Genomic DNA, 23925 nt, shown 5'->3' with positions numbered 1-23925 from the left:
TCCCGGAGCGGTAAGAGGTCCTTCGCCCCTGGGCCCCCTTCGGTACGACCGTACGATGGAGGGGGCCCAGTGCCGTATCGAGGAGGATGACCGTGGCGGAAGAGCTCCCGGAGACCCCGGAGACCGCTGAAGAAGAGCCCGTCAAGGCACGCAAGAACGGCCTGTACCCGGGCGTGTCCGACGAGCTGGCCGAGAACATGAAGTCCGGCTGGGCCGACACGGAGCTGCGCGACCTGGAGCCGATCGCCCAGGCCGCCGAGACCGCCGCCCGCCGCGCCGCGCTCTCCGCCCGTTTCCCGGGCGAGCGTCTGGTGATCCCCGCCGGCAACCTGAAGACCCGCTCGAACGACACGGAGTACGCCTTCCGCGCCTCGGTCGAGTACGCCTACCTCACCGGCAACCAGACCGAGGACGGCGTGCTGGTCCTGGAGCCCAGGGGCGAGGGCCACGTCGAGACGATCTACCTCCTGCCGCGCTCCGACCGGGAGAACGGCGAGTTCTGGCTCTCCGGCCAGGGCGAGCTGTGGGTCGGCCGCCGGCACTCCCTCTCCGAGGCCGAGAAGCTGTACGGCATCCCCGCCGCCGACGTGCGCGAGCTGGCCGCCCTGCTGCGCGAGGCCACCGGCCCGGTGCGGGTCGTGCGTGGCCACGACGCCGGCATCGAGGCCGCGCTGACCGACAAGGTCACCGCCGAGCGCGACGAGGAGCTGCGCGTCTTCCTCTCCGAGGCCCGCCTGGTCAAGGACGAGTTCGAGATCGGCGAGCTGCAGAAGGCCGTCGACTCCACGGTCCGCGGCTTCGAGGACGTCGTGAAGGTCCTCGACAAGGCCGAGGCGACGAGCGAGCGCTACATCGAGGGCACGTTCTTCCTCCGCGCGCGCGTGGAGGGCAACGACGTCGGCTACGGCACCATCGCCGCCGCCGGTCCGCACGCCTGCACGCTGCACTGGGTGCGCAACGACGGGCCCGTGCGCTCCGGCGACCTGCTCCTGCTGGACGCGGGCGTCGAGACGCACACGTACTACACCGCCGACGTCACACGGACGCTGCCGGTCGACGGCCGCTTCAGCGAGATCCAGAAGAAGATCTACGACGCCGTGTACGACGCCCAGGAGGCCGGCATCGCGGCCGTGCGGCCGGGCGGCAAGTACCGCGACTTCCACGACGCCGCACAGCGCGTGCTGACCGAGCGGCTCGTCGAGTGGGGTCTGGTCGAGGGACCGGTGGAGCGGGTGCTGGAGCTGGGCCTGCAGCGCCGCTGGACGCTGCACGGCACCGGGCACATGCTCGGCATGGACGTCCACGACTGCGCCGCCGCGCGCGTGGAGTCGTACGTCGACGGGACGCTGGAGCCGGGCATGGTGCTGACGGTCGAGCCGGGACTGTACTTCCAGGCCGACGACCTGACCGTGCCGGAGGAGTACCGCGGGATCGGCGTCCGCATCGAGGACGACATCCTCGTCACCCGGGACGGGAACCGCAACCTGTCCGACGGTCTGCCGCGGCGGTCCGCCGAGGTCGAGGCGTGGATGGCTTCGCTCAGGGGCTGATACCGAGCCGATGGCCGGGTACCGGTGCGGTGCCCGGCCATCGCCGTGTCCGCTTCACGCATGTTCACGCACACGTGCACGTACCTGGGGGAGGGCTTCGTGGACGACTTCTGGTCAGGGGTCGGTGTCGACCTGCATCTGGAGACCGACGGCACGGAGGGGCGGCGGGCCGGGCTGGAGCGGGCGCTGCGGGACGCCGTGCGGGGTGGGCGGCTCGCCCCGGGCACCCGGCTGCCGGCCACCCGGCGGCTCGCGACCGAGGTCGGCATCTCGCGCAACACCGTCAAGGCCGCGTACGACCAGCTGGTCGCCGAGGGCTACCTGACCGCACGCCAGGGGTCGGGCACCCGGGTCGCCGCGCTGCCCTGCGCCGCCGCCGATCCGCCGGCCGCCGCGGCACGCGCGCGTGAGCCCCGCTTCGACCTGCGGCCCGGCAGCCCCGACGTCGGCGCCTTCCCGGCGGCGGCCTGGCTGCGCGCGCTGCGCCGGGCGATCGCCACGGCCCCCTCCCTGGCGTACGACTACGGCGATCCCCGCGGGCGGACGGAGCTGCGGACGGCACTGTCGGGGTATCTGGGGCGGGCGCGCGGGGTGATCGCGCCGCCGGAACGGATCGTGATCACCTCCGGGTACGTGCAGGGGCTCGCGCTGCTCACGCGCGCGCTGGAGGGCACCCCGGTGGGCATGGAGGACCCCGGGCTGCCGTTCCACCGGCAGGTCGTACGGCGCAACGGCGGGCACGTGGTGCCGGTGCCGGTCGACGAGCGGGGGGTGCGCACACGGGAGCTGGGCGACCTCGGGGCGGTCGTCGTCACGCCCGCGCACCAGTACCCGACCGGTGTGACGCTGCATCCGGAGCGGCGGCGGGCACTGACGGACTGGGCACGCGCGCGTGACGCGCTGATCGTCGAGGACGACTACGACGGCGAGTTCCGCTACGACCGGCAGCCCGTCGGCGCCCTCCAGGGAATGGCGCCGGGGCAGGTGGCCTACCTCGGCACCGCCTCGAAGACCCTCGGGCCGGCGCTGCGGCTGGGCTGGATGGTGCTGCCGCCGCACCTCGTCGACGCCGTCGCCGACGCCAAGCTGCACAGCGACCACCACACCGAGACCATCGGCCAGCTGGCCCTCGCCGAACTGATCGACGGCCACGCCTACGACCGTCATGTGCGCGCGTGCAGGCTGCGCTACCGGCGCCGCAGGGACCTGCTCCTCGACCGGCTGGGGGCGCGCCGGGGCGTGCGTGGGGTCGCGGCCGGGCTGCACGCACTGGTCGAGGTCCGCGACGAGGCGGAGGTACTGGAACGGGCGGAGGCCGAAGACCTCGCGGTCGGCCGGCTCGGCGACCACTGGCACGCGCGTGAGGACGCCGGGGGGCGGCCGCAGGGACTGGTGGTGGGGTACGGGACACCGCGGGAGCGGGCCTATCCGGAGGCGCTTGACGTGCTGGTGAAGGTGCTGGAAGGGGTCTGAGCGGTGCTCCGGTGTCCGGCTCGGTGGACCAACGAGCCGGTGTCCGATTGGTGCTGTCGACGGGCCCACCGGGCCCCTAGCTTCGTGAGCATGACCAAGACGCCGCCGCAGCGGCTGCTCACCCTGGCCCAGTTGAGCAACTCCGTCGGGGACGGCGCCTACTACACGACGTCGGCGCTCTACTTCACCCAGGTCGTCGGTCTCGCTCCCGCGCGCGTGGGGCTCGGACTGACCATCGGCTGGGCGATCGGCTCGCTGGCCGGACTCCCGCTGGGCCGGCTGGCCGACCGGCGCGGCCCGCGCGGCACGGCGGTGCTGCTGGCGCTGGCGACCGGGTCGGCGGTGGCGTCCTTCGCGCTCGTACGCGGCTTCGTCCCGTTCGTGCTGGTGGCCTGCGCGTACGCGGCCGCGCAGTCCGGGCTGGGGGCGGCGCGGCAGGCACTGCTGGCGGGGCTGGTGTCCGCCGGGGAGCGGACGGGGCTGCTGGCCCGGCTCCAGTCGACGCTCAACGCGGGGCTGGCGGTGGGCGCCGGGCTCGGCGGGCTCGCCCTGCACGCCGGGACGCGGGCGGCGTACCTGACGGTGTTCGCGGTCGACGAGGTGAGCTTCCTGGTGTGCGCGCTGCTGCTCCTCGCCCTGCCCCGCGTCGCCTCCGTCCCGGTCCGCCCGCGCGGTGGCCTCGGCGTGCTGCGCGACCGGCCGTACGCGGTCGTCGCGCTGCTGAACACCGTGCTGTTGCTGCGGCTGCCGCTGCTCAGTCTGGTCCTCCCGCTGTGGATCACCGAGCGGACCGGGGCGCCGGCCTGGCTGGTGTCCGCGCTGTTCGTGCTCAACACCGCCGCGGTGACGGTGTTCCAGGTGCGGGTGGCGCGGGGCGTCACCGGTCTGGCCGGTGCCACACGCGTCCTGCGGCGTGCGGGCTGGGTGATGTGCGCCGCCTGCGTCGTGTTCGCGCTGTCCGCCGGGACCTCCGCGTGGGTGGCGACGGGCGTCCTGGTGGTGGGGGCGGTGCTCCAGGTGGCGGCCGAGACGGGGCAGTCGGCGGGATCCTGGCAGCTCTCCTTCGACCTGGCCCCGGCCGACCGCGTGGGCGAGTACCAGGGGCTGTTCGGCACGGGCGTCACCGTGGCCCGCACCCTCGGCCCGCTCGCCCTGACCACCCTCCTGGTGGAGTGGGGCACGCCGGGCTGGCTGCTGCTCGGCGGACTGACCCTGACGGCCTCGTACGCCATGGGCCCGGCGGCACGACGGGCCGCCGCCGGACAGGCGGAGGACACCGGGAAACCCGGCACCGCTCGGCCGGCCCCGGCCACCCGCCACTCCGAAGCGTGAGCGGCGGGCGCTCCGCCCACGGGGGAACCGCCCCCGACGACCTCGCACACCACGAGCCCGACGGCACGACGGGCCGCCGCCGGACAGGCGGAGGACGCCGGGAAACCCGGCACCGGTCAGCCGGGCCTGCGCGGCGGGAGCGGCAGGGTGTCCACGAACAGTGCGCCCGCCAGCAGGCCGGCGCTGCCGCGCGGGCTCCACCCGCGCGCGTGGAGGTCGGCGTCGAACGCGGTCAGGGCCGTGCGGCCCGCCCGCGTCGCCGTGCCGCCCGCCCCGAGGACGGCGCGGGCGCCCGCCTGGACGTGCCGCAGGCCCACCGGGCCCGCACTGTGGAGGAGTTCGGTGTCCTGGAGCGTGGACATGACGGTGAGCAGGGCGTCGAGCCGGGCCTCCGCCTCGCTCGCACCCGCCGAACGGGCCCCGGTGAGCGCGGTCAGCGCCCGCCGGACGTGCGGGAACCCGGCCCGCGCCTCGCCCCGGGCGCCGGCCGCGCCGTACCTCGCCGACACCGTCGAGCCGCGCGACGGACGGCGCGGGGCCCCCCGGTCGGTGTGCGCGGCGATCCGTTTGGCGGTGTGGGTGACCTCGGCACCCCGCGCGCGGGGGTCCAGGGCGGCCGCCGACACCAGCAGGCCGAGGGTCCACAGCGCGCCCCGGTGGCCGCCGCCGGCCAGCCCCACCGCGTGCTCGGCGCACCGCCCGATCGCGCCCAGCTCGGCACGCAGCCGCGGGGTGGGTTCGCCGGTGCGGCGGGCGGCGGCGGCCATCGCCGCGAGGCCGGGCGCGAGCGCCTTCGCCGACCAGCGCAGTCGGCAGTGGTCGCGGCGGGTGACGCGGGCGGCGAGGTCGCGCGGGTCGGGCAGCCCGGGCTTGGGAGCCAGTGCCAGTTGTCCGGTCAGCGCGGCCACGGCGGCCTGCGCGAGCGTGTCGTCCTCGCGGCTGGTCATCGCCGTGCCCTACGAGGACGCGGAGGCCGTCGGGGCGTCGCTCGGCGCAGTACCGGTCGGGGCTCCGCTCGGCGGGGTGCCGGTCGGGGCGTCGCCCGGAGGGGTGCCGCCACCGCCGCCGCCCGCGCCCGTGTTCTCCGCGTCGGGGTCGACTCCCAGGGTCAGGGAGCCCTTGTAGCCCTTGGACGGGTCGGCCTTCTTGACGGGCTTGAGGGTCAGCAGGCCGCTGGCGGCGCCGCCGCCGTCGTAGACCATGTCGTCGTCGAGCCTGGTGTAGGTGCCGGAGTGCTGGGCGTAGGGCTCCAGCGTGAAGACCTCCTCGGCGATGTCGTCGGCGAAGAACAGCTGGCCGGTGTGGTTGACCTTGCCGCCCTCGTAGGTGCCGTCCTCCTTCTCGCCGCCGGTGTGGACCTTGAGGTGGATGTGGCAGGTGCGGGGCGTGTACCAGCCGGGGAAGACCGTCTCGAACTTGACGACCCCATTGGCGTTGGCGATCTGGTAGCCGCGCAGGTAGGTGTCGTCGTCGGCGGTCGAACCGTCCTCGCTCTCGGCCGGGGCCGAGCCGCCGGGATTGGCGGTGGTGTAGCCGGAGTAGTAGCCCCACGCGTCGCAGTGCCAGATCTCCACCGCCGCGCCGGGCACCGGGGTGCAGCCGTCGGTGGCGTCCACGACGGTCAGGCGCAGGGTCAGCGGGACGCCGCTCTTGCCCTCGGTGATGTCCTTGCGCACCAAGGCACCGTCGAGGTAGTACGGCCCCTCGGTGACGCTCGACATCAGCGTCATGCAGGCGCCGTCGGCCGAGGTCGCCGAAGCCGCGGCCGCGGCCGTCGTGGCTTCCGTTTCCGTCGCCGTGCCGGCGAACGCCGACTGGTAGCCGACGACGGCGAGGCCGCCGGCCGCGACCGTGCCGCCGGTCACCGCGAGGGCGCGGCGCCGGGTGATGGAGGCGTCTTTGTGGTTTCCCGTCATGGACACGAAACCTAGGAACCCGACCCGTCAGGGACGTGGGCGGAAGCTGTCGATCGGCTGTGAGTGCCGTCGGAGCCCGGACCGTCCTGCCGACGGGACGTCAGACGGCCATGAGCGGTGCGCCCTTGCGCCACTTGAGGATCTTGTCGAAGCTGACCACGGCACCGCCGAGACCCGGTTCGTTGCCGATGTGGACGTGGTCGGCGAGTTCCCGGATGAGGTACAGGCCGCGGCCCGCCTCGGCATCCGCGTGTGCGGGAGTGGGGGTGGGTGCGGGGCGTTCGGCCGTGAAGCCGGGGCCCGAGTCGGCGACCTCGATGCGGCACTTCTCGCCGTCGAGGTAGGCGGTGACCCGGTAGGCCTCCGAACAGCCGCCGTGCGCCGCGCCCCTCCCGCCGTGCTCGACGGCGTTGGCGCAGGCCTCGCTCAGGGCGACGGAGAGGTCGTACGAGACGTCGGGGTCGACACCCGCCGTCTCCATCGTGCCGAGCAGCAGACGCCGGGCCAGCGGCACGCTCGCGGCCTCACGCCGCAGATGGAGTGACCACCAGATGCTCATGCTCCAGCCTCCAGGCCGCGGCTCGACATACCGATACGTATTGCCGCCCTGCACCGTAAGTAAGCGCGATTTCCGCGTGAAGCCGCCCATACGGGGGATGCGTGGGCCGCGAAGAACGGTGTATGCGCGCCCCAGGGAGAGCACCCCTACCTGTCGCATCAGAAGGCGCTCCTGCGGCTCAGGGGGAATCCTGCGGACCTGACGTACGGCCGCCGCGGAGCCAGTGCGATGATGAGCCCGCCATGACCGACCCCCACCAGCGCACGGCGCGCTCCGGAGGTGCTCTCCGGCTGCTGCGGGCCGCGGTGTTCGCCGCGGTCTGCGTCGTGCTGGCCGGGGCCGGTCACACGCTCGCCTCCTGCGCCGCCGTCCCGCTGTGGACGCTGGGCGCCGGATTCCTGGGAGCCCTCGCGGTCGTGGTGCCGCTCGCCGGGCGCGAACGGTCGCTGCCGGGCATCGCGGCCCTGCTCGCCGTCGGGCAGACCGTCCTGCACACCCTGTTCGGCCTCGGCCAGCACGCGTCGACGGCCGTCGCGTCGACCACGACGACGACCGCTGCCTCCGACGCCGCACTGATCGAGCGGGCCGCACGGCTCGTGTGCGGGGCCACCGCCGCCGCACTGAGCCCGGCGCAGGCCCAGAGGATCCTCGTCGAGGCGCGGCTCCAGCCGGCCGGTGACGGCACGGGTACCGGGGCCGGTACGGGGTCCATGCACCATCCGGCGGACGCCCTGGGCGACACCACGGGCTCGTCGATGGCGCTGCTGCCGTCCCTGCCGATGCTGCTCGCCCACGTCCTCGCGGCCGTCGCCGCCGGATGGCTGCTGCGGCGCGGCGACGCGGCCCTGCTGCGACTCATGGACCTGTCCACGCACGGCGTCGTCGAAGCCGCGTGCGTACGGTCCCTGCGCGGGGCGCTCGCCCTGGTGCGCGCCCTGCTCGCCGGACTGCCCGCTCTGCCGGAGGCCGGTCCGCGCGTTCCGCGCACCGCCCTGCTCCCCTCCCCCAGGCCGCCCGTCGAGGCGCTCCAGCACACGGTGATCAGGCGCGGTCCACCGGCCGCCGCTCTCGTCCTCGCTGCCTGACACGACGCGACCAGCACTCCACTTCACGGGGAGGGGCGGCCGCCGTCGTGCGGCACGCGCGCGTGCGCACGCTTCCGCGTGTCCACGCCCGACCCCTCACGGTCGGATCTCACCGTTTCCCACTGTCGTACCTCACTCGAAGTGGAGTGCTCACTGTCATGAAGCCTGCCCTGAAGGTTTCCCGTCTCACCGCCGCCGCTGCCGTCGCCGGGTCCGCCGTCCTCGTCCTGTCCTCGCCCGCCTTCGCGCACGTCAGCGTGCAGCCGGAGGGCACGGCCGCGAAGGGCGGCTACGCCGTCGTGAACTTCCGCGTCCCCAACGAGCGCGACAACGCCTCGACCACCGGGCTGGAGGTCACCTTCCCGGCCGACGCCCCCCTCTCCTCGGTGATGCCGCAGAAGATCGACGGCTGGAAGATCACGGTCACCAAGAGCAAGCTCGCCAAGCCGCTGGAGGTGCACGGGCGGCAGATCTCCGAGGCCGTCTCCAAGGTGACCTGGACCGCCGACGGCAAGGGCGTCGAGCCCGGCTTCATCCAGCAGTTCCCGGTCTCCATCGGCGCGCTGCCCGAGAACGCCGACCAGCTCGTCTTCAAGGCGATCCAGACGTACTCCAACAAGGAGGTCGTGCGCTGGATCGAGGTGCAGAAGGAAGGCGCAGAGGAGCCGGCGAACCCGGCTCCGGTGCTCGCCCTGTCCGCCGCCGCGGACGACCACTCCCACGGTTCGTCCGCGGAAAAGTCGTCCGACAAGTCCGGTGACGCCGAGCCGGCCGCCGCCACCACCGAGGCCGCCGACTCCTCCGACGGCACCGACACCACCGCCCGGGTCCTGGGCGTCGTCGGCATCGTCGTCGGTGCCGCCGGTGTGGCCTACGGCGTGCTCGCCGGCCGCCGCCGGGCCGCCGACGCCTCCTGAGGCCTGCTCGTCCGCGGTGCGCGCCGGGGGCCTCCACGCCCCCGGCGCGCACCGGAGTTCACACCACTGGGACATCTCTCCATGCGCAAGAAGACGTTCGCCGCGGCCGCGCTGCTCGCCGCGGCCACCCTCACCCTCTCCGCCTGCGGCGGTGACGACAGCGGCTCCAGCCCTGTCGCCGCCGTCTCCGAGAACTCCTCGCAACAGGCCGTGACCGTGCTCGACCAGCCCTTCACCAAGCCGGACCTGGTCCTGACCGACACCCAGGGCAAGCCCTACGACCTCCGCAAGGAGACCGCGGGCCGCCCGACGCTGGTGTACTTCGGCTACACCCACTGCCCGGACGTCTGCCCGCTGACGATGAACAACATCGCCGTCGCGAAGAAGCAGCTGCCCAAGGCGGACCAGGACGCCCTGCGCGTCGTGTTCGTCACCACCGACCCGGACCGCGACACCCCGGCCGCGCTCGGCGCCTGGCTCAAGGGCATCGACTCCCAGGTGATCGGCCTGACCGGCGACTTCGCCACCATCCAGACCGCCGCGCGCGCCCTCGGCATCTCCATCGAGCCGCCACACAAGGACAAGAACGGCAAGGTCGTCTCCACCCACGGCACCCAGGTCATCGCCTTCTCCCCGAAGACCGACGGCGGGTACCTCCTCTACGGCGAGGACGCCGAGGTCGACGACTACGTCAAGGACCTGCCCAGGATCGTCAAGGGACAGAACCCGTGAAGCGGGCCACCGCCCGCGTCACGGCACTGACCGGCGTCCTGACCGCCGCCCTGGTCCTCGCGGGCTGCGGTTCCGGATCCGGCTCCGCCGACACTGCGGCCGAGCTGTCCGTCAGTGCCGCCTACATGCCGCAGCCGGTCTCCGCCTCCATGGCCGCGGGCTTCCTGACCATCACCAACAAGGGCGGCGCGAAGGACGAGCTGACCTCCGTCACCAGCGATGTCGCCGGCAGCGTGACCGTCCACGAGACCGTCGGCGGAGCCATGCGGGAGGTCGACTCCCTGGAGGTGCCGGCGGGCGGCCGGCTCCAGCTGGCCAGCGGCGGCAACCACCTGATGTTCGAAAAGCTGAAGCGGAAGCCGCTGCAGGGCGAGAAGGTGACCGTGGAACTGCACTTCGCCGACTCCGGGACCGTCGAGGTCGAGATGCCGGTGGAATCCGCCACCTACACCCCGAACACCGGAAGCTGAGGGAGGGACCGCCTTGCCCACGACCATCGCCCCCAGGATCCGGACGCTGGTGCTGCTGCTCCTGGCCGTCACCGGCGTGCTCCTCGCCGGCGCCGGGCAGGCCTTCGCGCACGCCGCGCTGACCGGCAGCGACCCCGCGCAGGGGACGGTGGTCGAGAAGGCGCCCGCACAGGTCTCGCTGACCTTCTCCGAGCAGGTCTCCGCGGGCGCCGACTCCGTGCGCGTGCTCGACCCGAAGGGCAGGCGCGTCGACACCGGCGAGCCGTCCGCCGTCGGCGCCACCACCTACGCCGTCCGGCTGCACTCCGGGCTGCCCGACGGCACGTACACGGTGACCTACCAGGTGGTGTCCGCGGACAGCCATCCCGTCGCCGGCGCCTACACCTTCTCCATCGGTGCTCCCTCCGCGACCAGCGTCCCGGCCACCGCGCGGGAGGCCGGCGGAGGAGTCGTCGGCAGACTGTACGGATTCGGGCGGTACCTGTCGTACGCCGGATTCGTCGTCCTGGCCGGCGGGGCCGCCTTCGTCCTGGGCTGCTGGCCGGGCGGTGCGGGCGTGCGGGCCGTGCAGCGGCTCGTCGTCTCCGGCTGGCTCGCGCTCACCTCCGCCACGCTCTTCCTGCTGCTCCTGCGCGGCTCCTACACCGGTTCCGGCAGGATCGGCGACGTCTTCGACCTCGAACTGCTCGGGCAGGTCCTGCAGACCAAGCCGGGCGCCGCGCTCGTCTCCCGGCTGCTGCTGCTCGCCGCGGCCGCCCTGTTCATCGCCGTGCTCTTCGGCGCGTACGACAAGCGGGAGGGCGAGGAGAAACGGGACCTGACCTTCGGACTCACCATCGGCGGAACCGTCGTGGCGGCCGGGCTCGCGGCGAGCTGGGCGATGGCCGAGCACGCGTCCACCGGGCTCCAGCCGGGCATCGCGATGCCGGTGGACGTCGTCCACCTGCTGGCCGTCGCCGGCTGGCTCGGCGGACTGTGCGCGCTCCTCGTGGCGCTGTACAGGAGCGACACCCCGGTGGAGGCGTCGGTCGTCCGCCGGTTCTCACGGGTCGCCTTCGGCAGTGTCGTCACCCTCGTCGTGACCGGCGTCTACCAGTCGTGGCGCCAGCTCGGCTCCTGGTCCGCCTTCACCGAGACCCGCTACGGGCAGCTCCTGCTCATCAAGATCGGGCTGGTGGCACTGCTCGTCGGCGTCGCCCGGATCTCGCGACGGTGGACCAGTCGGCTGGGGAAGACGGCGGAGGCCGAGCCGGCGGCCACGGAGGTGGCGGCCACGGAGGTGGCGGCCACGGAGACGGCTACCACGAAGGCGGCGGCTACCACGAAGACGGCGTCTGTGGAAACGGCGGGGGCCGGGGCGGCAGGGACTGCGGCGAAGACGGGTGCCGGGAAGGCGGCCGGGTCCGCGGCCGGGTCGGAGTCCGGTTCCACGGCCGGAGCCGCGTCAGGGATCGAGGCCGCTGACGCCGAGCGGGCCGTCCAGCTCGCGCGCCAGCGGGCCGCCGTGGACGCGACGCGGCAGAAGCGGCTGCGTGACGCCGATCCCCACCGGCTCGGCCTGCGTCGTTCGGTGCTCGCCGAGGCGGGCGTCGCCGTCGTCCTGCTCGCCGTCGCCACGGCGCTGACCTCCACCGAACCCGGCCGTACGGAGCAGGCCGCCGAGGCGGCCACGGCGGCCTCGCCGGACACCTCCGGAGCCGTGACCCTCGACATGTCCTTCGACACCGGCGGTACCGACGGCAAGGGCGTCGTCAGCGTCGACATCGACCCCGCGCGAACCGGCGCCAACGAGATGCACGTCTATGTGACCCGGCCCAACGGGCGCGCCTTCGACGTGCCCGAGGTGAAGGTCGCCTTCACTCTCGAGAGCAAGAAGATCGGGCCGCTGCCCGTCGACCCCGACCACATCACCACCGGCCACTGGTCAGCGAACGGGGTCCAGATTCCCGTGGCCGGCGAATGGCAGGTCGCCGTGACCGTACGGACCTCCGACATCGACCAGGTGACCGTCTCCAAGAACGCGCAGATCGGCTGAACGACCCATGTCTGACCAGACCCTCCCGAAGGCCCCGGAGAAGCCCCTGTCCCCCGACGCACCCCGGGCGGGCCTGACCCGGCGCAAGCTGCTCGGCACCGCCGGGGCCACCGGGCTCGTGGTCGGCGCCGCGGGCGGGGCAGCCGGTTATGCCGCGGCATCCGCGCAGGCCGCCCCGCTGTCCTCGATCGGCTCCGGCCAGGCGATGTTCCACGTGAAACATCAGCCCGGCATCACCCAGGGACTCCAGGCCCGCGGCCATCTCGTCGCCTTCGACCTCGCGGCGGGCGCAGGCCGCAAGGAAGCCGCAGCACTGCTGCGCCGCTGGTCGGAGACGGCCCGACGGCTGATGGCCGGCGAGGCCGCGGCACACGACGACACGGACATCGCGCGGGACGCGGGCCCGTCCTCGCTGACGATCACTTTCGGCTTCGGCCACAGCTTCTTCGCGCGCACCGGCCTGGAGAAGCAGCGTCCGGTCGCCCTGGACCCCCTGCCCGACTTCTCCTCCGACCGGCTCGACAAGTCCCGCAGCAACGGCGACCTGTGGGTGCAGATCGGCGCGAACGACGCCCTGGTGGCCTTCCACGCCCTGCGCGCGATCCAGAAGGACGCGGGCAGGGCGGCGAAGGTCCGCTGGCAGATGAACGGCTTCAATCGCACACCGGGTGCGACCGCCCACCCCATGACGGCCAGGAACCTGATGGGGCAGATGGACGGCACCCGCAATCCGAAGCCGGCGGACGCCGACTTCGACCGGCGGATCTTCGTGCCGGAGTCGGGGTCGAACGACCCGGCATGGATGGCCAACGGCTCCTACGCCGTCGTACGCCGGATCCGCATGCTTCTCGACGACTGGGAGCAGCTGTCGGTCAAGGCGCAGGAGCAGGTCATCGGGCGCCGCAAGTCCGACGGGGCACCGCTGTCCGGCGGGACCGAGACGACCGAGATGGACCTGGAGAAGACGGACGCCAACGGCGATCTGGTCGTCCCGATCAACGCCCACGCCCGGATCACCCGCCCCGACCAGAACGGGGGCGCGGCGATGCTGCGCCGGCCGTTCTCGTACCACGACGGCATCGATGCCGACGGAGTGCCGGACGCGGGGCTGCTGTTCGTCTGCTGGCAGGCCGATCCGTTGCGCGGATTCGTCACCGTGCAGCGCAAGCTGGACCGTGGGGACGCGCTGTCCGCGTACGTCCGCCATGAGTCGAGCGGCCTGTTCGCGGTGCCGGGCGGGGCACCGGAGGGCGAGTACGTGGGGCAGCGGTTGCTGGAGGGGTGAGACACGCCGGGGTGGGTCACGCCGGTTCACTCGCGTGAGGCGTGCCCCTGAAACGTCGGCTCCTCGTTCCGCAAGGCCCATTAGGGTGAGGTCATGTCAGCGAGCTACGCGTATCTCGGCCCCGAGGGCACCTTCACGGAGGTCGCCCTGCGCACTCTTCCGGAGGCAGCCACCCGGCAGCTGATTCCGTACGTGTCCGTGCAGTCCGCCCTCGACGCGGTCCGGACCGGCGAGGCCGAGGCCGCGTTCGTACCGATCGAGAACTCGGTCGAGGGCGGCATCACCACGACCCTCGACGAGCTGGTCGCGGGTGCGCCGTTGATGATCTACCGCGAGGTACTGCTGTCGATCACCTTCGCGCTGCTGGTCAGGCCGGGCACGAAGCTGTCCGAGATCAAGACGGTCTCGGCCCACCCGGCCGCGCAGCCGCAGGTGCGCAACTGGCTCAAGGCCCATCTCCCCGACGCCGTGTGGGAGTCGGCCGCCTCGAACGCGGACGCCGCGCGCCTGGTCCGCGAGGGCCGTTACGACGCCGCCTTCGCGGGTGAGTTCGCGGCCGCCCGGTACGGCCTCGAGGCGCTGGAGACGGAGATCCACGACGCGGAGAACGCGCAGACGCGTTTCGTGCTGGTGGGCCGTCCGGCCCGGCCCGCCGCGCCGACCGGCGCCGACAAGACGTCCGTCGTGCTGTGGCAGCGTGACGACCATCCGGGCGGGCTGCGCGACCTGCTGGGTGAGTTCGCCACCCGTGGCATCAACCTCATGGTGCTCCAGTCGCGGCCGACCGGCGCCGGAATCGGCAACTACTGCTTCTGCATCGACGCGGCCGGTCACATCTCCGAGCGCAGGATGGCGGAGGCGCTCATGGGCCTGAAGCGCATCTGCCGAGATGTGCGTTTCCTCGGCTCGTACCCGCGTGCGGACGTGACCGCGGCGCAGGTGCGGACCCCGCTGCCGGGAACCTCGGAGGGCGAGTTCATGGCGGCGGCGGAATGGGTCGCGCGCTGCCAGGACGGCCGGTTCTGAACCACGTCAAACCGGTCCTACCTGCATATCGTCGTTATCCACAGGAGTTATCCACAGGGAACCATCTCGACCTGGGGACAAGTCGACACGGAAGCGCCATCCGGTCGACAAATCACCCTGGAGCCCCTCGGTGGATCCCCCACGCATCGCGTCACTCCTCGTCCACCCGTTTCCTTCGATCAACCCTTTGAGGCGACCTTTTTCCACCCGAAAGTGAGTGCGGAAGGGGTTTGGCCAACGAATTCGCCACTGCGACACCCCTTCGGAATGATCGATTTCGATGTCCACAGATCTTTCGCACAGCCTGTGGATAACTTTTCGGGAGCGCACACCCCTGTGGACAACCGCCTTCAAGTACCGCTCCACAGAAGGAAGTCGAGTCATCCCCAGCCGCAACGCCACCCGCCCGGCCGACACGTGGGAATGCACAGGGCATTTACCTCATAGCGGACCGCGAGGCGTGTTCCGCAATAGTGAGTCGTGAGCCGTGACCCCACACCGGTAGCCTTGACCACGTGATTGACCTTCGCCTGCTCCGTGAGGACCCCGACCGTGTGCGCGCCTCCCAGCGCGCCCGTGGAGAGGACGTCGCGCTCGTCGACGCTCTCCTGTCTGCCGACGAGCGGCGCAGGTCGTCCGGCGTCCGCTTCGACGAGCTGCGCGCCGAGCAGAAGGCACTCGGCAAGCTCATCCCCAAGGCCTCCCCGGACGAGAAGGCCGAACTGCTGAAGAAGGCGAGCCAGCTCGCCGCCGACGTCAAGGCCGCCGACGCCGAGCGCGACGCGGCCGACACCGAGACCCAGGAGCTCGTCCTGCGGCTCAGCAACCTCGTGCACCCCGAGGTGCCCGTGGGCGGCGAGGAGGACTTCGTCGAGCTGGAGACGCACGGCACGATCCGCGACTTCGGCGCCGAGGGCTTCGAACCCAAGGACCATCTGGAGCTCGGCCAGTTGCTGGGCGCCATCGACGTCGAGCGCGGCGCGAAGGTCTCCGGTTCGCGGTTCTACTTCCTCACCGGCGTCGGCGCACTGCTGGAGCTGGCCCTGGTCAACGCGGCGATCGCCCAGGCCACGGCAGCCGGCTTCACGCCGATGCTGACCCCCGCCCTGGTCCGCCCGCAGTCCATGGCGGGCACCGGCTTCCTCGGCCAGGCGGCCCAGGACGTCTACCACCTCGACAAGGACGATCTCTACCTCGTCGGCACCTCCGAGGTCGCCCTCGCCGCGTACCACATGGACGAGATCATCGACGCCGAGCGGCTGCCGCTGCGCTACGCCGGCTTCTCCCCGTGCTTCCGCCGCGAGGCCGGTTCGCACGGCAAGGACACCAAGGGCATCTTCCGCGTCCACCAGTTCGACAAGGTGGAGATGTTCTCCTACGTCGCCCCGGAGGACTCGCAGGCCGAGCACCAGCGCCTGCTGGAGTGGGAGAAGCAGTGGCTGACCTCGCTGGAGCTGCCGTTCCGTGTGATCGACGTCGCCTCCGGTGACCTCGGTTCCTCGGCCGCCCGCAAGTTCGACTGCGAGGCCTGGATCCCGACCCAGGGCAAGTACCGCGAGCTGACCTCGACGTCGGACTGCACCGAGTTCCAGTCCCGCCGTCTGTCGATCCGCGTCCGCGAGGGGAAGCAGGTCCGCCCGCTGGCCACGCTCAACGGCACCCTGTGCGCCGTCCCGCGCACGATCGTGGCGATCCTGGAGAACCACCAGCAGGCCGACGGCTCCGTGCGCGTGCCCGAGGTGCTGCGGCCCTACCTCGGCGGCCGGGAGGTCCTGGAGCCGGTGGTCAAGTGAGCGACACCGCCCCGGGGTTGCCGTACCGGTTGATCGCGACCGACCTCGACGGGACGCTGCTGCGCTCCGACGAGTCGATCTCCCTCCGCACCCGTGACGCCCTCGCCGCGGCCACCGCGGCGGGCGCGTCCCACATCGTGGTGACCGGCCGCGGCGTCCCGTGGACCCGGCACATCCTCGACGACCTCGGCTACGACGGCCTCGCGGTCTGCGGTCAGGGCGCCCAGGTCTACGACGCCGGCGCGCACCGCCTGCTGACATCGGTGACCCTGGACCGGCAGCTGGCCGGAGTGGCACTGGCCAAGATCGAGGCCGAGGTCGGCCCGCTGTACCTGGCGGCGAGCCGGGACGGACTGGACGGGGAGGTGCTGGTCGGCCCCGGTTACGCGGTCACCGGAACACTCCCCTCGACGCCGTTCACCGACGCGTCGGACCTCTGGTCGGCCCCGCTGAACAAGATCTACATACAGCATCCCGAGCTGTCGGACGACGAGCTGGCCGAGGCTGCCCGTCAGGCCGCGGGCGGCTTCGTCTCGGTCGCGATGGCCGGCGCGGGAATCGTGGAGCTGCTCCCCCTCGGCCTGTCCAAGGCCACCGGCCTCTCCCTGGCGGCCCGCCGCCTGGGCCTGAAGGCCGCCGACACGATCGCCTTCGGCGACATGCCCAACGACATCCCCATGTTCGCCTGGTCCGCCAGGAGTGTGGCCATGGCCAACGCCCATCCGGACCTGAAAGCGGTGGCCGACGAACTGACCACCTCCAACGAGGAGGACGGCATCGCGGTGGTGCTGGAAAGACTCCTGGCGTAGACACGGCAGAGCACCCGACAGGCCGATAGGCCGACAGGCCGACAGGCCGACAGGCCGACAGGCCGACAGCAAGGCTCCGTCACGCGGAGACTGCGAGGGGGGATCGCCGCAGGCGATCAGGGGCGCGGGGAACTGCGCGACCGGCCACCCCCTACCCGCACCCGCCCGGACCATCCGGCCCGGCAGCGGCGGCAGTTACGGACTGACGGGGCTGCGGGCTGCGGGCTGCGGGCTGCGGGGCGGCAACCCATCGAGCTTCCCGGCATACCCCGGCCAAAGCCCTCGGCCCGGTCAAAGTGACAACGTCCTGCGGAGGATGCACGGATCGAACGTGCGCGGGGTTCCCCCCGACCACGGCTTAGCAAGCCGGTGCCTTACCACTCGGCCAATCCTCCGGGTGGGCGGCCCACGCGAGAGCGACATCGCGTGCTCGAAGCGGCCGCCCCGGGCAGCTCCCCGTGTGGGGCGGACTCCATGGAGGGGTAACTACTCCGGAGACCGCCGCCGGCTGCCCTGTCGGGAGCTGGACGTACTGCCGTGCATGGACATCGCCCTGCTCCTCTCCCGGCGTGTGGCGCCGTGTTCCCGGCGCTGCGGACGACGACCATCCTGCCCGCGCGCCGAGTTGGACGCCACTGAATAAAACAGATGTGCGAGTCGCGGGATTCGTCGGGTCCGGCATCCGGCCGAGCCGCCTCGTCGAGGTGCCGGCCTACCTGCGGCGCCACCTGCGCCGACGTGCCTTGCTGAAGAACCATCCCGCCGACGGCTCGTCCGAGCGCCACGGTTGGGGCTCGGGCTCCTCCGCGCGCCAGCGTGCGGCAAGCATCCGGGCCCGGGCGGACGGCTCGGAGGTCTCGGCGGCCCGTACGAAGTCCTCGTCGAGGACGACATCGCCCCGGCCCCCGTCCGGCCCCTGCTGCGCGACCCGGTCCCGAGGGTGTTGGTCCGACGAGGGCTGGTCCGCAGCCCGGTCGGGCATCCCGCCCTCCGACCGCCCGCGGTCGTCCCCGCGCTCACGACCGTCGAACCACGTCGACTCGTCCGCCATCCCGACCTCCTGCCGTCCTCACGGCCGTATCCGTCCGCCCAGTGTGCCCGGGCGGAGGTCAAGGCCCCGTCAGAGTTCCCTCAGCGGCCCTGCGAGGGGCCCCGTCGCCTATTCCTCCCCCGCCAGCGTCAGTGCCCGCAGCTTCTGTCCCGCGTACCAGGTGGCCAGCACCGTCACCGCCACCAGCAGGACGGTCGCCGTGGTCAGTCCGACGTCCGAGGTGATCAGGTCACCGCCGGCGACCTTGTCGGCGACGGCCAGCGACCACTGCTGGACGCTGAGCGTGCGCGCACCCGGCACCAGGGAACCGAACAGCGCCTCCCACACGAGGGCGTAGACGAGGCCGAAGACCACCGCGTGCCGGGACACCGTGCCCAGCAGCAGGAAAAGCGCCGCGTAGGCGATGGAGGACACCAGTGCGGCGACCGTGTAGGCGACGGCGATCTGCTGTCCGTTGCCGTTCAGGATGAACCCGGCGATCAGCGTGGGCAGTGCCGAGAACACCATCGTCACCGCGATGGCGACGATGAGCTTGGTGAAGATGATCGTCGGCCGCTTCAGCGGCTTGGACAGGAGGTACACCACGGAACCGTCGTCGATCTCGGGCCCGATCGCGCCCGTGCCGGCGATGACGCCGATGATCGGCACCATGGTGGCGAGCGCTAGCCCGCCGAGCAGGTCGGACGCGGTCTGGTCGTCGGCGCCGGCGAGGCCGCGCACCACCACCGAGATCGCGATCAGCAGCAGGGGCAGCGCGCCCAGGATGAGGGCCCGGCGCCGGCCGAGCAGGGCCCGGTACGTGAGTCGGGCGACTGTGGGGTCGTACATCTTCGGCCTCCTACGCCGCGACCAGGTACGAGAACACGGACTCGAGGGACTCGTCGGACGGCGAGACCGTGAGCAGCCTGATGCCGTGGTCCCTGGCGACGCGCGGCAGCAGCGAGGTGAAGCGGCCGAAGTCGACGGCCTGGATGCGCAACGCCCCCTCGGCGAGATCGACCTCGATGCCGGAGGTCGACGGGTCGGCGATCAGCGCGGCCGCGAGCGCGCGGTCGTCGCTGGAACGCACGAGGTAGCGGTGCGGCCGGTCGGTCATCAGCCGGCGGATCTTGCGGAAGTCGCCGCTGGCCGCGTGGCGTCCGGCGACGACGACCTCGATGTGCCAGGCCAGTTGCTCGACCTCTTCGAGGATGTGCGAGGAGAACAGCACGGTGCGGCCCTCGTCGCCCATGCGCCGCAGCAGGTCCATGAGCTGCATGCGCTGGCGCGGGTCCATGCCGTTGAAGGGCTCGTCCAGCAGCAGCAGTGACGGGTCGTGGACGAGGGCGCTGGCCATCTTCACGCGCTGGCGCATGCCCTTGGAGTACGTCTCGATCTTGCGGTCCTGCGCGTACTCCATCTCGACCGTGGCCAGGGCCTTCTGGGCGGCCTTGGCGCCGAGGCCGTGCAGCTCGGCGTTGGCGACGACGAACTCGCGGCCGGTGAGGAAGTCGTACATCGCCTCCCGCTCGGGAACGATGCCGATGTGCCGGTAGATGTCCTCGTTGCGCCAGACCTGTCGGCCGTCGAGGGTGACGGTGCCGGTGGAGGGCGCGAGGAAGCCGCCCATCATGTTGATGAGGGTGGACTTTCCGGCGCCGTTGGGGCCGAGCAGGCCGGTGACTCCGGGACCGACGGTCATGGTGATGTCGTTGACGGCGACCACGTTGCCGAACCAGCGGGAGACGTGGTCGAGGGAGAGCGTGGTCACAGTCCCACCTTCTTGTAGCGGCGCATCAGGAGGCCGTAGCACGCGGCGATCAGGCCCAGGCAGACGAGGACGTGGACCGCGCCCTCCCCGTGGGAGGGGCCGATCCCGCCCGGGGCGGCGGAACCGGCGCCGAGGAACGCCGACTGCACGCCGTCGATGAGGGTGACCGGCGAGAACAGGCCGATCCAGGGGATGGCGCCCGTGCTGCCCTGGGCGTCGGCGATGGCCTGGAGCGTGGAGACGGCGCCGTAGGAGATGGTCAGGACGGCGATGACGGCCGCGATGCCGAAACCGCGGCGCGGGGTGACCGCCGCGATGACCAGTCCCAGGCCGGCGAAGAGCAGCGAGAGCAGTGCCACGGAGACGAGTCCCTGGGCGAATCCCTCGGTCTGGTCGGCGAAGTCGAGCTTGGCCAGCAGGGCGCCCGCGTAGAGCACCAGCAGGGGTGCGGCGGTGAGGATGAACAGGGCCGAGGCGAGCGCCGCGAACTTGGCGCGGACGTAGTCGGAGGTCTCGATCGGCCGGGAGAAGTACAGCGGCACGGTCTTGAAGCGCAGGTCGCGCGAGACGGACTGGGGTGCCTGCGAGGCGACGTAGAGGCTGATGACGGCCTGCATGACGATCGCGTAGCGGGTGTAGTCCAGCGGGAGTTCCTTGGCCTTCGTGGCGACGGCGACGGCGACCATGATTGCCGCGGGCACGCACATCACCACGAAGAGCAGCATCGGCAGCACCTTGGACTTCACCGAACGGCCGAGGCCGTAGGCGCCGCGCAGGGACTGCGAGTAGAGGGAACGGCGGGCGTAGGCGCGGCCCAGGCGGGGGCCGTCGTAACTGCGGTAGCCGATGTTGTGGATGCGGGTCTGGTCGCCCGAGGGGGTGGTCACCGGATGCTCAACTGCCATGGCCGACGGCCTCCTTCCGCTGCTCGTCACTGTCGTGGAAGACCTCGGAGATGTGGTGCCGGCGCTGTTCCATGCGCACCAGGCCGAGGCCCAGGTCGGCGACCACGTCCCGTACGACGTCGTAGGTGTCCTCGCCCTGTGCGGTCAGCAGGAGGACGTGTCCCGCGCCGGGCAGTCCGCTCTCGGCGTCGAGGACGTCGACACCGCGCGCGTGCAACGCCTGGCGGACCGCGCGGGTGCCGTCCGGATGCTCGTCGGTGTCGGTGACCTCGATCGCGAGGGTGGTGGTGGTCTGGGTGAAGTCGGTGGTGGAGCTGGAGCGCAGGAGCTTGCCGCCGTCGACGACGACCACGTGGTCGCAGGTGCGCTCGAGTTCGCCCAGCAGGTGGGAGGTGACCAGGACCGAGATGCCGAAGTCGGTGTGGATGCGGCGGATGAGGCCGAGCATCTCGTCGCGGCCGACCGGGTCGAGGCCGTTGGTCGGCTCGTCGAGGAAGACCAGCTGCGGGTCGTGGACCAGGGCCTGGGCGAGTTTGACGCGCTGCTTCATGCCCGTGGAGTAGCCGCCGATGGGACGGTAGCGCTCCTCGTACAGTCCGACGTGGCGCAGGGTGTCGGCGGTGCGTTCACGTGCGGCGGTCGGCGGCAGGCCGGACATGCGGGCCATGTGCACGACGAACTCGGTGGCCGATACGTCGGGCGGCAGGCAGTCGTGCTCCGGCATGTACCCGACGCGCTCCCGGATGGCGGCGCCCTCGGTCGCGACGTCGAGTCCGAGCACTTCGGCGCGGCCCTCGGAAGCGGGGGACAGACCCAGCAGGATCTTGATCAGTGTGGACTTGCCGGCCCCGTTGGCACCGACGAGTCCGGTCACACCGGGCCCGACGTCCACGGAGAGCCGGTCAAGAGCGGTCACCCGGGGGAACCGCTTGCTCAGGCTTTCGGTCGCGATCACAGTCACGGCTTCGACGATAGTGACGCGGACCACGCCAGTCGTCAGACCGCAGGGCTGTCCTCGTCTCAGACTCGAGATGTACGGGCCCGTAGGGGTTCCCCATCCTGAGATCTAGACAACACGGGAACCGGGGGTCCCGCCCGCCCTATTGACGCCCTCTCTAACAAGTGCCAGATTCGGCGGGGTCACGCTACGGACACGTACCGCAGCCGGCGCGGACCGGCGGGGCGAGGTGGCACGACGACGGCACGACCCCGTGGACCCTACCCTGGCCTGCCGGGATCCCGACGGGTGCAGCGCCCGGGGGCGGGTGCGCCCAAGCGGTGACGGCCCCGGCCGGCCGGGGTTCACGGAGCGCGAGGCCGCGCGGACACAGCACGGGTGACCGCGCGCGGGACCGCTCCAGGACGAGCTGACGGAAGTGGATCGGGTACCGGAACGATCTGCCGCAGGTGCGGCGCCGGGCGCAGGGGAAGGCGGAGGCGGAGGCGGAGTGACGATGCTGGAGGGCGCGCGCGAGCGCCGGGTGCGGACCGGCGGGATCGAGCTGTGCGTGGCCGAACTGGGGGATCCCGGGCGGCCGACGGTCGTCCTGGTGCACGGCTATCCGGACAGCAAGGAGGTGTGGTCCGAGGTCGCGTCCCGGCTGGCCGACCGCTTCCACGTCGTCCTCTACGACGTCCGGGGCCACGGCCGGTCCAGCGCACCGCGGCCGCTGCGGGGCGGTTTCACCCTGGAGAAGCTGACGGACGACTTCCTGGCGGTGGCGGACGCGGTCAGCCCGGACCGTCCGGTGCATCTGGTCGGGCACGACTGGGGCTCGGTGCAGTCCTGGGAGTTCGTCACGGTCGAGCGCGCCAAGGGCAGGATCGCGTCCTTCACGTCGCTGTCCGGCCCGTCCCTCGACCACTTCGGTCACTGGATCAACAAACGTCTCACCCGGCCCACCCCGCGCCGCATCGGCCAGCTCCTGGGCCAGGGCGCGAAGTCCTGGTACGTGTACCTGCTCCACACTCCCGTGCTGCCCGAACTCGCCTGGCGTGGCCCTCTCGGCAGGCGCTGGCCGGGAATCCTGCGGCGACTGGAGAAGGTGCCCGGTGGCGGGTACCCCACGCCGTCGCTGCCCTCCGACGCCGCCCACGGCGCCTGGCTGTACCGCGACAACGTCCGGTCCCGGTTGCGCCGTCCGCGCCCGGACGCCCACGCGCACGCGCCCGTGCAGCTCATCACGCCCCTGGGGGACGCTTTCCTGTCCGAGCGGCTGTACGACGAACTGGAGCTGTGGGTTCCCCGGTTGACGCGCCGGACGCTTCCGGCGAAGCACTGGGTGCCGCGCACCCGCCCCGATCAGCTGGCCTCCTGGATCACGGAGTTCGTGAACTCGACGGAGAGCGGCAGGGGCACGCGGGAGGGAGAACCGCGGCCGCAGGCGGCCGGTCCGTACGCCGAGCGCTTCGGTGGGCAGTTGGTGCTGGTCACCGGTGCGGGAAGCGGCATCGGACGGGCGACGGCACTCGCGTTCGCCGAGGCGGGCGCTCGGGTGATCGCGGTCGACCGCGATACCGAAAGCGCCCTCCGTACCGCGGAGACGGCCCGTCTCATGGGGGCCGCGGGTGCCTGGCCGGAGACGGTGGACGTCTCCGACGAACGGGCCATGGAGCAGCTGGCGGCGAAGGTGCTCGCCGAACACGGTGTGGTGGACGTCCTGGTGAACAACGCGGGCGTAGGACTGTCGGGTTCGTTCTTCGACACCGCTTCGGAGGACTGGCGCAGGGTCCTGGACGTCAACCTGTGGGGAGTCGTTCACGGTTGCCGCCTGTTCGGCAGGCAGATGACGGAGCGTGGTCAGGGTGGTCACATCGTCAACACCGCCTCCGCGGCGGCCTTCCAGCCCTCCAGATCACTTCCCGCCTACAGTGCGTCCAAAGCCGCGGTGCTGATGCTGAGCGAATGCCTGCGTGCCGAACTCGCCCGGCAGGAAATCGGAGTGACGGCGGTCTGCCCCGGACTGGTCAACACCAACATCACCGCGACGGCGACGTTCGTCGGTGTCGACGCGGAGGAGGAGAAGCGTCGGCAGAAGCGCTCGACGCGCTTGTACGCGCTGCGCAACTACCCTCCGGAGAAGGTCGCCGACGCGATTCTGCGAGCGGTGGCACGTAACGAGGCGGTGGTCCCGGTGACCCCGGAGGCGAGGGTTTCCCACGCTCTGTCCAGGCTCGCCCCGGGGGTGTTGAGACGGCTCGCGCGTGTGGAGCCTCGGCTGTAGGGGACTTGTCGGC

General features: G+C 72.0%; 21 protein-coding genes and 1 tRNA gene. 13 read left to right on the top strand and 9 right to left on the bottom strand.

Annotated elements, in window-relative coordinates; all coding sequences use genetic code 11:
• Nucleotides 1-86: 86 nt before the first annotated feature.
• The 3 genes from ACGFQC_RS11645 to ACGFQC_RS11635 all read left to right on the top strand — a co-directional run bounded on the left by ACGFQC_RS11645 (nt 87) and on the right by ACGFQC_RS11635 (nt 4355).
• Entirely contained in the window at nt 87-1550 is a 1464-nt protein-coding gene (locus ACGFQC_RS11645) for an aminopeptidase P family protein (protein WP_363090893.1), read from the top strand.
• 99 nt (nt 1551-1649) lie between these two features.
• On the top strand, nt 1650-3023 hold the full coding sequence (locus ACGFQC_RS11640) for a PLP-dependent aminotransferase family protein (protein ID WP_363090909.1): 1374 nt from the start codon (nt 1650-1652) through the stop codon (nt 3021-3023).
• A gap of 90 nt (nt 3024-3113) precedes the next feature.
• On the top strand, nt 3114-4355 hold the full coding sequence (locus ACGFQC_RS11635) for an MFS transporter (protein ID WP_363090894.1): 1242 nt from the start codon (nt 3114-3116) through the stop codon (nt 4353-4355).
• Between the two features lie 116 nt (nt 4356-4471).
• Here the strand turns inward: ACGFQC_RS11635 and ACGFQC_RS11630 are convergent, their stop codons facing one another.
• The 3 genes from ACGFQC_RS11630 to ACGFQC_RS11620 form a co-directional block, all read right to left on the bottom strand.
• The gene (locus ACGFQC_RS11630) at nt 4472-5302 is read right to left on the bottom strand and encodes a triphosphoribosyl-dephospho-CoA synthase (RefSeq protein ID WP_363090895.1); all 831 of its coding nucleotides are present in this window, start codon (nt 5300-5302) and stop codon (nt 4472-4474) included.
• Between the two features lie 9 nt (nt 5303-5311).
• Nucleotides 5312-6271, bottom strand: coding sequence for an intradiol ring-cleavage dioxygenase (locus ACGFQC_RS11625; RefSeq protein ID WP_363090896.1), 960 nt, complete (start codon nt 6269-6271; stop codon nt 5312-5314).
• A gap of 100 nt (nt 6272-6371) precedes the next feature.
• Complete coding sequence (locus ACGFQC_RS11620) at nt 6372-6830, bottom strand: ATP-binding protein (protein WP_363090897.1); 459 nt, start codon at nt 6828-6830, stop codon at nt 6372-6374.
• A gap of 242 nt (nt 6831-7072) precedes the next feature.
• Here ACGFQC_RS11620 and ACGFQC_RS11615 point away from each other — a divergent pair, with 242 nt between their 5' ends.
• From ACGFQC_RS11615 to ACGFQC_RS11575, 9 genes are all read left to right on the top strand, one after another.
• The gene (locus tag ACGFQC_RS11615) at nt 7073-7915 is read left to right on the top strand and encodes a hypothetical protein (RefSeq protein WP_363090898.1); all 843 of its coding nucleotides are present in this window, start codon (nt 7073-7075) and stop codon (nt 7913-7915) included.
• A gap of 170 nt (nt 7916-8085) precedes the next feature.
• Nucleotides 8086-8832: a YcnI family protein gene (locus tag ACGFQC_RS11610; RefSeq protein ID WP_363090910.1), complete on the top strand. Its 747-nt coding sequence runs from the start codon at nt 8086-8088 to the stop codon at nt 8830-8832.
• Nucleotides 8833-8913: 81 nt separating this feature from the next.
• Complete coding sequence (locus tag ACGFQC_RS11605; protein ID WP_393288081.1) at nt 8914-9564, top strand: SCO family protein; 651 nt, start codon at nt 8914-8916, stop codon at nt 9562-9564.
• Complete coding sequence (locus tag ACGFQC_RS11600) at nt 9561-10034, top strand: copper chaperone PCu(A)C (protein WP_363092362.1); 474 nt, start codon at nt 9561-9563, stop codon at nt 10032-10034. The genes ACGFQC_RS11605 and ACGFQC_RS11600 overlap by 4 nt, the downstream gene beginning before the upstream one ends.
• A gap of 13 nt (nt 10035-10047) precedes the next feature.
• Nucleotides 10048-12069, top strand: a complete 2022-nt coding sequence (locus tag ACGFQC_RS11595; protein ID WP_363092361.1) for a copper resistance protein CopC — start codon at nt 10048-10050, stop codon at nt 12067-12069.
• Nucleotides 12070-12076: 7 nt separating this feature from the next.
• Entirely contained in the window at nt 12077-13354 is a 1278-nt protein-coding gene (gene efeB / locus ACGFQC_RS11590) for an iron uptake transporter deferrochelatase/peroxidase subunit (protein ID WP_363092360.1), read from the top strand.
• A 93-nt stretch (nt 13355-13447) separates the two neighbouring features.
• The gene (gene pheA / locus ACGFQC_RS11585) at nt 13448-14380 is read left to right on the top strand and encodes a prephenate dehydratase (RefSeq protein WP_363092359.1); all 933 of its coding nucleotides are present in this window, start codon (nt 13448-13450) and stop codon (nt 14378-14380) included.
• A gap of 515 nt (nt 14381-14895) precedes the next feature.
• Nucleotides 14896-16173 (top strand): serine--tRNA ligase, encoded by a 1278-nt coding sequence (serS, locus tag ACGFQC_RS11580; protein ID WP_363092358.1) that lies wholly within the window; start codon nt 14896-14898, stop codon nt 16171-16173.
• Nucleotides 16170-16982 (top strand): HAD family hydrolase, encoded by an 813-nt coding sequence (locus ACGFQC_RS11575; protein WP_363092357.1) that lies wholly within the window; start codon nt 16170-16172, stop codon nt 16980-16982. Before serS ends, ACGFQC_RS11575 begins: the two co-directional genes overlap by 4 nt.
• A gap of 310 nt (nt 16983-17292) precedes the next feature.
• On the opposite strand, the gene ACGFQC_RS11570 is transcribed toward ACGFQC_RS11575, so the two are convergent.
• From ACGFQC_RS11570 to ACGFQC_RS11545, 6 genes are all read right to left on the bottom strand, one after another.
• A tRNA-Ser gene (locus ACGFQC_RS11570) sits at nt 17293-17377 on the bottom strand.
• Nucleotides 17378-17694: 317 nt separating this feature from the next.
• Nucleotides 17695-17964, bottom strand: a complete 270-nt coding sequence (locus tag ACGFQC_RS11565) for a hypothetical protein (protein ID WP_393288128.1) — start codon at nt 17962-17964, stop codon at nt 17695-17697.
• A 177-nt stretch (nt 17965-18141) separates the two neighbouring features.
• On the bottom strand, nt 18142-18861 hold the full coding sequence (locus ACGFQC_RS11560; RefSeq protein ID WP_356569963.1) for an ABC transporter permease: 720 nt from the start codon (nt 18859-18861) through the stop codon (nt 18142-18144).
• A 10-nt stretch (nt 18862-18871) separates the two neighbouring features.
• On the bottom strand, nt 18872-19783 hold the full coding sequence (locus tag ACGFQC_RS11555; protein ID WP_363092356.1) for an ABC transporter ATP-binding protein: 912 nt from the start codon (nt 19781-19783) through the stop codon (nt 18872-18874).
• Entirely contained in the window at nt 19780-20688 is a 909-nt protein-coding gene (locus tag ACGFQC_RS11550) for an ABC transporter permease (protein ID WP_363092355.1), read from the bottom strand. The genes ACGFQC_RS11555 and ACGFQC_RS11550 overlap by 4 nt, the downstream gene beginning before the upstream one ends.
• On the bottom strand, nt 20678-21643 hold the full coding sequence (locus ACGFQC_RS11545) for an ABC transporter ATP-binding protein (RefSeq protein ID WP_363092367.1): 966 nt from the start codon (nt 21641-21643) through the stop codon (nt 20678-20680). Before ACGFQC_RS11545 ends, ACGFQC_RS11550 begins: the two co-directional genes overlap by 11 nt.
• 499 nt (nt 21644-22142) lie before the next feature.
• Between ACGFQC_RS11545 and ACGFQC_RS11540 the strand changes: the two genes are divergently transcribed.
• Nucleotides 22143-23912 (top strand): SDR family oxidoreductase, encoded by a 1770-nt coding sequence (locus ACGFQC_RS11540; RefSeq protein ID WP_363092366.1) that lies wholly within the window; start codon nt 22143-22145, stop codon nt 23910-23912.
• Nucleotides 23913-23925: the final 13 nt, after the last annotated feature.

Origin of the sequence: Streptomyces sp. NPDC048734 (assembly GCF_043198675.1) — a bacterium.
Lineage (GTDB): Bacteria > Actinomycetota > Actinomycetes > Streptomycetales > Streptomycetaceae > Streptomyces.
This window is presented reverse-complemented; position numbering and strand designations above follow the sequence as displayed.

What these genes read in the sequence shown, in the direction of transcription:
- efeB (WP_363092360.1), top strand. Translation starts at nt 12,077, where the DNA reads ATGTCTGACCAGACCCTCCCGAAGGCCCCGGAGAAGCCCCTGTCCCCC.
- ACGFQC_RS11560 (WP_356569963.1), bottom strand. Translation starts at nt 18,861, where the DNA reads ATGTACGACCCCACAGTCGCCCGACTCACGTACCGGGCCCTGCTCGGC.
- ACGFQC_RS11620 (WP_363090897.1), bottom strand. Translation starts at nt 6,830, where the DNA reads ATGAGCATCTGGTGGTCACTCCATCTGCGGCGTGAGGCCGCGAGCGTG.
- ACGFQC_RS11635 (WP_363090894.1), top strand. Translation starts at nt 3,114, where the DNA reads ATGACCAAGACGCCGCCGCAGCGGCTGCTCACCCTGGCCCAGTTGAGC.
- ACGFQC_RS11625 (WP_363090896.1), bottom strand. Translation starts at nt 6,271, where the DNA reads ATGACGGGAAACCACAAAGACGCCTCCATCACCCGGCGCCGCGCCCTC.
- ACGFQC_RS11615 (WP_363090898.1), top strand. Translation starts at nt 7,073, where the DNA reads ATGACCGACCCCCACCAGCGCACGGCGCGCTCCGGAGGTGCTCTCCGG.
- pheA (WP_363092359.1), top strand. Translation starts at nt 13,448, where the DNA reads ATGTCAGCGAGCTACGCGTATCTCGGCCCCGAGGGCACCTTCACGGAG.
- ACGFQC_RS11630 (WP_363090895.1), bottom strand. Translation starts at nt 5,302, where the DNA reads ATGACCAGCCGCGAGGACGACACGCTCGCGCAGGCCGCCGTGGCCGCG.
- ACGFQC_RS11645 (WP_363090893.1), top strand. Translation starts at nt 87, where the DNA reads ATGACCGTGGCGGAAGAGCTCCCGGAGACCCCGGAGACCGCTGAAGAA.
- ACGFQC_RS11540 (WP_363092366.1), top strand. Translation starts at nt 22,143, where the DNA reads ATGCTGGAGGGCGCGCGCGAGCGCCGGGTGCGGACCGGCGGGATCGAG.
- ACGFQC_RS11565 (WP_393288128.1), bottom strand. Translation starts at nt 17,964, where the DNA reads ATGCCCGACCGGGCTGCGGACCAGCCCTCGTCGGACCAACACCCTCGG.
- ACGFQC_RS11605 (WP_393288081.1), top strand. Translation starts at nt 8,914, where the DNA reads ATGCGCAAGAAGACGTTCGCCGCGGCCGCGCTGCTCGCCGCGGCCACC.
- ACGFQC_RS11550 (WP_363092355.1), bottom strand. Translation starts at nt 20,688, where the DNA reads ATGGCAGTTGAGCATCCGGTGACCACCCCCTCGGGCGACCAGACCCGC.